At 43.6% G+C, this 6,647-nt stretch carries 7 protein-coding genes; 6 read left to right on the forward strand and 1 reads right to left on the reverse strand.

Annotation, left to right across the window (positions count from 1 at the left end; genetic code table 11):
- Positions 1 to 241 precede the first annotated feature (241 nt).
- From ELS82_RS22840 to ELS82_RS22865, 6 genes are all read left to right on the forward strand, one after another.
- Complete coding sequence (locus tag ELS82_RS22840; protein ID WP_279630720.1) at positions 242 to 511, forward strand: ASCH domain-containing protein; 270 nt, start codon at positions 242 to 244, stop codon at positions 509 to 511.
- Positions 512 to 917: 406 nt separating this feature from the next.
- Positions 918 to 1,829 (forward strand): PLP-dependent cysteine synthase family protein, encoded by a 912-nt coding sequence (locus tag ELS82_RS22845; protein ID WP_134837494.1) that lies wholly within the window; start codon positions 918 to 920, stop codon positions 1,827 to 1,829.
- Positions 1,830 to 1,838: 9 nt separating this feature from the next.
- Positions 1,839 to 3,107 (forward strand): FAD/NAD(P)-binding protein, encoded by a 1,269-nt coding sequence (locus tag ELS82_RS22850; RefSeq protein ID WP_134837495.1) that lies wholly within the window; start codon positions 1,839 to 1,841, stop codon positions 3,105 to 3,107.
- The gene (locus tag ELS82_RS22855) at positions 3,100 to 4,344 is read left to right on the forward strand and encodes a propionate CoA-transferase (RefSeq protein WP_134837496.1); all 1,245 of its coding nucleotides are present in this window, start codon (positions 3,100 to 3,102) and stop codon (positions 4,342 to 4,344) included. The genes ELS82_RS22850 and ELS82_RS22855 overlap by 8 nt, the downstream gene beginning before the upstream one ends.
- 11 nt (positions 4,345 to 4,355) lie before the next feature.
- Positions 4,356 to 4,955, forward strand: a complete 600-nt coding sequence (locus tag ELS82_RS22860) for a LysE family translocator (protein ID WP_134837497.1) — start codon at positions 4,356 to 4,358, stop codon at positions 4,953 to 4,955.
- Positions 4,956 to 5,331: 376 nt separating this feature from the next.
- The gene (locus ELS82_RS22865; protein ID WP_134837498.1) at positions 5,332 to 5,778 is read left to right on the forward strand and encodes a hypothetical protein; all 447 of its coding nucleotides are present in this window, start codon (positions 5,332 to 5,334) and stop codon (positions 5,776 to 5,778) included.
- Positions 5,779 to 6,393: 615 nt separating this feature from the next.
- On the opposite strand, the gene ELS82_RS26730 is transcribed toward ELS82_RS22865, so the two are convergent.
- On the reverse strand, positions 6,394 to 6,647 hold a 254-nt coding region (locus tag ELS82_RS26730; RefSeq protein WP_208733258.1), incomplete at its 5' end, for a hypothetical protein.

Below are 6,647 nucleotides of genomic sequence, written 5' to 3' on the forward strand. Positions count from 1 at the left end.
AGAACCACGGTTGATTAAGGCTTTATTGTACTTTTTCCAGTTAGTTGTTTTGTAACGGGGTTTCGGCATGAGGCTACGACGATTGATGGGTGTAGCCGATCAGATCATAGCTTCTTGATTTAGTTCCATTGATTTAAGCAACAAAGCCACGACACCACATCAATAACCTTTGGTCGCTTTTATCATCACCCTGATAATAATATTTAAAAACTAGAAGGATGAGCGATGACAAAGTTTAATAATAAAGACGGCAACGATTCGAGATAAATCAGAAAGCCATTATTCTCCTGGGCAGCTCGTTGAGGCTTTTACCCATGAAGCTAGTCGGAAAATCTGTAAGTTAGAAATCGTTGACGTTGAGTATGTGACGTTTAAACAGCTCAAGAGAAAGCATGCAAAAGCGGAAAATTTACCATTTGTTTTTATGCTCAAATGGATAGTACGCAAGATCTACCCAACAGAACAGAGTTTGTGTTTTATCCGCTTTAAAGTTGTTGGTGACGAGTCGTAAGTTCTAAACGTTCTGAACCATACAGATAACAGGCTCTTAAGGAGGCGGATACTTATTCTAATCTGGTCAAAACTGTTTTGAACCACAAACTTAAATCGTTTCTGTCCCTTTTCGTTAGAGCATACATTTAAGCATTTTCTGTTAATCCATACCTGAAGGAATAGATATGTCCGCAGACTACACGGAAAGACAATTGCATGTTCCACTCCCAATGCAATTCTCTGGGACAAAGCTTTTCAAGAGTCAGCAGATCCATCAGGTCGCTCAGTTAAAAGTGTCCATGAAGAACATTCAGTCGTACTAGAAAAAGCTATTTAGACCCGAAAACCTCCATTTAAAGCACATTCACAATGTTTATGGCTAGTTGAATGGACTTTTTTTTTTATGCCAAGAATAAAGGACTTTTATGTTTTTGAAAGATTACGTTGGAAACACTCCAATTATCAAGTTGGAGAAAACGTCGAACTCATTGTATGCAGATATCTACGTCAAGCTGGAGTTCCTGAATCCATGGGGTTCTATCAAAGATAGAGCTGCTAAGTCTATGGTTGAGTCGGGAATAGCCTCAGGAAAAATCACGAATAACACGATTCTGGTAGAAGCGACTACTGGGAACACCGGAATTTCTCTTGCTGGTCTATGTGCGTCTATGGGATTAGAGCTCATCATCGTAATGCCTGAGTATGTGTCTGAAGAACGGAAGAAATTGCTAACAATGTTGGGTGCTACAGTCATCCTAACCCCCAAGGAACACAACTATGCTGGCGCAGTGAGCAAAGCCAACGAACTTGCTAAGCAGCCCAATCATTTTCTCGTCGACCAAGGTAATAACCCTGCAAATCCGCTCGCCCATGAACAAACAGGTCGCGAAATCATCGATTTCTTTGACGGCACACCAGATGTTTTTATTGCGGGCATCGGCACCGGTGGGCATTGCAATGGGATTGGCAATTCACTTAAGCAGCACAACAAACACGTCAAAGTTGTCGCGATTGAACCTGTACAGGCGGCAATACTAAGTGGAAAAACACCGATGAACAAGGTCAATTCAGATCACGGAATCTTGGGGATTGGCCCTGGAATTATTGCCTCAACAGTGGATCAGAGTGTGATTGATGATGTGTTTGTCATCGATGAACATACGGCTAAGCAGATCACAAGGGAAATCATCAAAAATGAGGGGTTATTACTAGGGTTTTCTTCAGGCGCATCTATCGCTTGTGCGATTGAGTACGCTCAGCAACCTGAGAATGAAGGAAAGAAAATACTCACTATCGCCGCCAGTCAATCTGAACGTTACTTATCCGCCGGGCTATAGAGAATTATCATGAAAACAATTGGTATTATTGGTAGTGGTGCTGGGTGTGTAGCGGTGCTAAAGAACTTGTGTCAGAAATATGTTCGCCACCTAAAAATTAAGATTTTTAGTGAAGACCATACGCAAATTGGCTATGCATACAAATATGCACCAGACTGTTTTATCATGAATACACGGCTAGATTCATTAACACAGTTTGACGAAGTCATTCCACTTCAGACATGGCTTCAGAGTTGCAGTGAAACCTTCTCGGATGATGATTACATTCCAAGATATATATATGGTCGATATCTACAAGCTGTTAAAGATGAACTCGTCACACAGATACAAGATCATGGCGGCAGTGTAGAGCTTTTCGAAGCGGCTGATTACATTGATGACCTTGGAAACATCATCTCAAAAGAGGTGACTTATGAGGTCGACACGGCTATCGTGAGTATTGGATTTGGTCATGATTTATTGAATGATGATCTTCTTTCCGCAATCAAAAACTGTGACACTTCTAAACCTATAAGGATATTTGGCTCTGGGCTTAGCGCTATTGATTTAATTCTCTATGCCCATGACATTCATCCAAACGCATCTATTGAGTGTATTTCACCTTCGGGCCGATTCCCAAGGGTTCGAAGTCAGTTCAAAGCTGGGGAAGGTTCCCTTTTTGAAGGGTTGAAAGCCGGTGAATTTGGCATGAACGATGTTATTAGTCGGTTCAACGATTTGCTCAACAACGACATCGAAAGAAGCATTATCTACGATGAAAAATTCAGTTTAATCGACGAGATTGATTATTGTGAGTCAACCATTCCTGAATGGCAGAAGATCCTGTACTCCTCTACGCTAGACTACTGCAAAGTGTATCAAAGTTTTGATGAAGAGAACCAAAAGCTAGCACATGAACTAAGGTTCAAAATCATCGAAAACAGAGCGATGTTTCCTTTAAAGAACGCAAGAAAACTGTCGAAGTTACTCAATGATAAACAGTTGAGCATTTCGAAAGGTTACTATTCAAGTGAGAGTGGTGACAGCAATGACTTTCTTGCTTTTAATACAGCAAAAATGACGCCCTTTTTAATGTTGAGTCAACTGCCTAAGCACCCTATTGCCGGTGTGGATGTTGATGAGCACTGCAAAGTGAGGGATTCTCGGAATATATACTGTTTAGGCCCTTTGACAAATGGCAGTCGTTTCTTTACTGAGGCTACGTCAATAACGGTTCGTGATGCGTCTATTCTTGTGGAGCACATTTTGTCAGTAAGGGGCCTCACGCATAATGACTAACGGAGATGTATATCGGTTTCGACAGTTACTCAAAGGAGTTGAGGTTATAGATATCGCATCTTTTGGTAGTGCGATATCGCCTGAATATCTTATTAACTTACTCAGCGAAGCTAGCTGGAACGGATTCTCGTCCACCAAGTATGGCTTCATTGCTTCGTCCCTGCCCGGGGCAGGTTGGTGTGGCGGGTTCAATACCTTGATCACTTCAAGAAACGTAGATTGGGTGATTGGCGGCTTTTTTGGTACGGTCGAACGTATCAATACCTGCATTGAGAACAACAGTATCGAAGTTCACAACATTCCACAAGGTGTGGCGAGTATGTTGCTAACTCAGGAAAATCGGAGTCTACAGACATCTATCGGCAGGGGAACTTTCCTTGATCCTGATTCTAGAGGGACGTTAATCAATGCTAATTACTCAGGCAGACTTAGTGTTTCGAAACGCGTAGACAACAAAATTGAATATCGCTTGCCCAATAGTGATTTAATTCTGGTTCGAGGCTCAGGTTTGACAGAGACGGGCTCTATCGTCATTGAAACTGACCCAATAGATTTAGACATAGAACGGTGTATTCGATCAGCAAAAGCAAGAGGCGCAAAAGTTGTCGTTCAAGCGCCAAACACGATTATTTCTAATCCTACTGTAACTTGTAGCCCTGATTTGTTTGATGGTGTGTTCGTTCCTCCTAAGGGGCTACACCAAATAGGGTATTTTCCTCCAAGGTACCATCAACGTACTCATAACCTTACACGAACCTGTGATGCTTCCTATCGAATATCAGAAGGATTGCGTGAGCGAATTGAGCTTGATGAAGAATTGATCGTTGGCATAGGGTTGCCTGTGCCGGCCATAAACCACTTACGACAATCACATTCAATAATGCCCTTTAAAGCGTTTGTTGAATCGGGTATGACGGGTCAGATTCTATACGATGGCGATGGGTTTGGGCTTTGTAGTAACGGAAAAAGTGCGCTGTCGCAACGTGAAATCTTTCAAAAAATATGGGATGGCGATATCGATCACGCTGTATTAGGTGCTGGAGAGATAGATGCCAACAGGAACATACATGTAGCACAACTTGGACGAAAGTTTTTTGGCGTAGGGGGCTTTGTCGATATTAGTCAATCTGTAAAAAAGCTGACTTTTTGTCATAGGAAGAAAGCCGAGGCTGATAACTTATCAGATATAAGCTACAAGTATGATCCTTCACAAGACGTTAGATTTATCACTGGATAATAAGGAGGTAATTGATTTTGCTTACTAGCTACGCACTATTAGTTTCACTTGGCATTATGAGTCCAGGGCCAGGTTTTATTCATATGGTCACTCAAGCCATAACAGGAACGAAATGGAGAATATTTAAAGTCGTTTCTGGCTTGGCTATAGCAAATCTATTCATTTCGACAATCGGAGTGATAGGGGGCGCATCGTTACTTTTGGAGCCGCGCACCACCACTGCAGTCACGCTGATTGGGTGCGCCTATTTGCTCTTCGTTGCCTATAAACTGTTCCTGACAAGCGCTAAACCGTTCCATCAGTCAACAGTGCAAGCAAGCTTTGCTTCCAGTTTTATGATTCAGGTCTCTAATATAAAGGCCATACTCTTTATCACGAGCGCTGTGACTATCAGTATCAATAGGCCATTACCTTTTGAGCTAGCAATGCTGATACCGATGGTTACTTGTGGTATTAGTTTTATCTGGTATGGTTTGGTTGGTTTCACCTTTCAGGTGCCTATGGTGAGTCGATTTTTAAACACTCATATTTGGCTAATTAACAAAGTCGCGTCTGTCGTCATACTGTATCTAGTGATTCAATTGCTGTTGAACATTAAAATTGTGTTTTGAAGTGAGGTTCTGAGCCCGTAGCAATCAGACCATAAGCGCCAGGGGGTGCCCCCGCTGAATAAGAATTACAAAGCGGATATGGATAAGTGCTTTTGCGAATACTTTGTCTCATTAAAGTATCATTCTAGGGAACTCAGCCTAGATTTTCTACAGTTGCTGCACTCTCTAAACACACAGATCGAATAAGCCGATGACCGGGTTTAAAAAGCGAATCGCTGACAGTGAAGAGCATGACGAAATCAAAAAGGTTACAGCTCTTCCGATGCCGGACTCACTTAATAATTCTCGATCATCGAGAGATTCAAACAGAGATACAGCACTTTAAAACTATGTAGCATATCCGCCGTAGAGAAAGGTTAGGCTTCAAGGAGGATGAATGAATCGTCGAGAAAACAATTTTCTCATAGCGGCTTCAGGGTGTTGCTTTTTAGCAGCTTTCGCTCATTTAGGATGCATTGTATTTGGGGCTGACTGGTATCGAATGTTAGGGGGCGGAGAGGCGATGGCACAAATGGCAGAGCAAGGACTTTGGTATCCGACATTAATCACGCTTACAATAGCCGCAATGTTGTGTGTCTGGGGGACTTTCGCGTTGGCTGGGGCGGGGGTAATAAAGAAACTTCCGTTTACACGTTGCATATTAGTTGTGATTACCAGTGTGTTTCTTCTCAGAGCATTTTCATTTTCTGCACTAATGCCAATGTTTCCAGGGAATTCCTTAACGTTTTGGCTGGTAAGTTCAGGTATCTGTTTGTTCATAGGCAGTTTGTTTGCAGTCGGAACAAAGCGAGAGTGGTCGAGGCTAACTCAGGCCAATGTCTAACACATATGAGCCTTCTGCCCGTCAATAGGCAATCACATCCTGTTGGTTGCGCACCAATGAAGCGGCGAATCAAAGCAAGAGGGCTTGGTCGACCTGACAACACGGATTTTATCGGACTTAAATCCCAATCAACTGGAGTCAATAACGTGTTCTCTCTGAGCACCAGTTAGTATTACGGTGAGCTGGATGAGGCAGTCTCGGCTGGCCGTGTCCATGTGTACGGTAGGTTCAACCTTGTTCAGTTCACCCCCTTTGTGATGGGGTCCCTGTGTGGTGATGGACTTATTCATCCTGCTGGAAATTTGTCGCGAAGAAGAGGCTGCTCACTGCTCCGGTAAGCCTTTTAGTTGGGCGGTTACTGATTTGCATACTCCTCACACTTTCTGCTTGTATGGTCATCTTCGTTGACATTGAAAGCGTGATCCTCTTTCCTGTGTTCCATTCCGTGCAGGCGTTGTGCTTGTCTTTATCGCTGCATGGCCACAAATCAATCAGATGTGTTGATGAAGAGGTGATGGCATGAGAAAGGTGTATTGCACGTGGGACGATCGCATCTGGGAGATCGATGACTTCATCCGGTTAGAGCGTCCCGGGTTAGACGTCATGCGACGTCACTTAGAGTGTCCCGAATGTCGCGAGTTTGCTTGGTTCAATCGAGGCGTGGCAGGTCGGAGAGCGCCCTGTTTCAGTGCTCATCATTCTCAAGACTGCAGTTTGAGAACGGAATCTGTCCGTGTGCCGGGGGGCGAGTTGGATGAGGAAGAATTCGAGCAGGGCGATGACATCGTTGTTCGGCTGGATGAAGAGGTGGCCGTGGCGCCGCTTCCGCCTCCTGGCGGTCGAGATCGCGAAGGGGGTGGCAGAGCCGT

Source organism: Vibrio ouci (assembly GCF_004551525.1).
Taxonomy (GTDB): Bacteria; Pseudomonadota; Gammaproteobacteria; order Enterobacterales; family Vibrionaceae; genus Vibrio; species Vibrio ouci.

What these genes read in the sequence shown, in the direction of transcription:
- ELS82_RS22845 (WP_134837494.1), top strand. Translation starts at nt 918, where the DNA reads ATGTTTTTGAAAGATTACGTTGGAAACACTCCAATTATCAAGTTGGAG.
- ELS82_RS22850 (WP_134837495.1), top strand. Translation starts at nt 1,839, where the DNA reads ATGAAAACAATTGGTATTATTGGTAGTGGTGCTGGGTGTGTAGCGGTG.
- ELS82_RS22855 (WP_134837496.1), top strand. Translation starts at nt 3,100, where the DNA reads ATGACTAACGGAGATGTATATCGGTTTCGACAGTTACTCAAAGGAGTT.
- ELS82_RS22865 (WP_134837498.1), top strand. Translation starts at nt 5,332, where the DNA reads ATGAATCGTCGAGAAAACAATTTTCTCATAGCGGCTTCAGGGTGTTGC.